The organism is Bradyrhizobium sp., assembly GCF_049581145.1.
Lineage (GTDB): Bacteria > Pseudomonadota > Alphaproteobacteria > Rhizobiales > Xanthobacteraceae > Bradyrhizobium.
This window is the reverse complement of record NZ_JBAURI010000859.1, coordinates 1-1,558: the sequence shown is the minus strand read 5'-3', so window position 1 is coordinate 1,558 and position 1,558 is coordinate 1. Positions and strand designations below refer to the sequence as shown.

At 65.2% G+C, this 1,558-nt stretch carries 1 protein-coding gene; it reads left to right on the top strand.

Features of this window, described 5'->3' with window-relative positions:
- Positions 1 to 358: 358 nt before the first annotated feature.
- Positions 359 to 1,558 (top strand): IS4 family transposase (locus tag WCB02_RS28185; protein WP_423963034.1); only part of this gene is annotated, 1,200 nt, incomplete at its 3' end.

The window sequence follows — 1,558 nt, the reverse complement described above, 5'->3', positions numbered from 1 at the left end:
CGGATCGAACAGCGACGAGTGGATGTCCACCCAGACCGACGGATGCTTCTGTTTGAAATCATCCGGCAGCTCGGTGTACGGCATCAGGTGGAACCACATCAGCTTCATGGCGCGTCGCTCCCCGGCGGCTTGCTACCGGGGAGTAGACCACTGGTGCGCAGCTATGAGAACTCCCCCTCCCCTTGAGGGAGCTAGAGCATGCCCAGAAGTAATGTGGGAATCGGAATGTGATTGGCCCGACGCGGAGGGTATGTGATTGAGGCAATGGCGGCCACAGGAAAGCCGCCGCCATGGACGTGTCGCTTGGGACATTCGGAGATCTGCGCGTCGATAAAAGGGGGGCGCGATCATCGAACAGATGGTCGCGCGCAAAACGGTTTGCCTCAAACGGCTGGGGGGCAACCGTAAAGGCGAGCTGGGGGTCGGCCGGTTCCTCGGCAATGCAAAGGTGACCACGGCGAAAATCATCGCCGGCTGGAGCCAACAGACCGGCGCAGCCTGCGCCGGGCGGCACGTGCTGGCGATCGATGACACCTGCGAGCTGAAGTTCCCGACCACGGCGCAGTGTCGCCGCGGGCTCGGCCCGGTGAAGAAAGGCAAGGCCTACGGCCTGCTGGTGCATGCGATGATCGCGGTCGACGCCGCCAGCGGAGCCTGCCTCGGGCTGGTGGGCGGGCAGATCTGGACCCGCGATGGGGTCAACCCGGTCCCGCACAGCAAACGCCCGCTGGAAGAACGCGAGTCGATGCGCTGGCTGGACGCGGCGGCACAGGCGAAGCGGGTGCTGCACGCGGCCGCGGTGGTCACGGTGGTGGATGATCGAGAATCGGACATCTACGCCAAGTGGGCTTCGGTGCCGGAAGCCGGCTTCCACATGCTGACCCGCCTTATGACGGACCGCCGGCTGGCCAGCGGCGGCATGTTGTCCGCCGCGGCGGATGGTTTTCCGGTGGCCGACCGGCGGACCATCGAGCTGCGGCCACACGAACCCGGCCAGGTCAAGCGCGCGGCGGTCGTGGAGATGCGCTACGGCGCGGTGGAAATCTGCCGCCCACAGAACGAGGATCGTTCGCTGCCCAAGACTGTGCGGCTGCGACTGATCGAGGTGCGCGAGGTCGATCCGCCAGCGGATGTCGCGCCGGTGCACTGGCGGCTGCTCACCACGCACGACATCGCCGATGCGGCGGCGGCGTGGCAGATCGTTGGCTGGTACCAGCGTCGCTGGGTCATCGAGCAAATGCATCGGGTGATGAAGTCCCAGGGACTGCAATTGGAAGACAGCCAGGTGACGACGGCGGAGCGCCTGGAAAAGCTCGCGGCAATAACGGTCAAGGCGGCCTGCATCGATATCCAACTGACGCAGGAGCGCGACGGCAAGCATCAGTTGCCGGGCTCGGCAGTGTTTACCGAGCCGGAAATGGATACCGTCGAGGCGCTGGTTCCAACGCTCGAGGGCAGCACCGAGCGGCAGAAGAACCCTCACCCAATTCGAAGTCTGGCGCGGGCGAGTTGGGTCGTCGCCCGCCTCGGCGGTTGGAACTGCTATTACAAGCCGCCA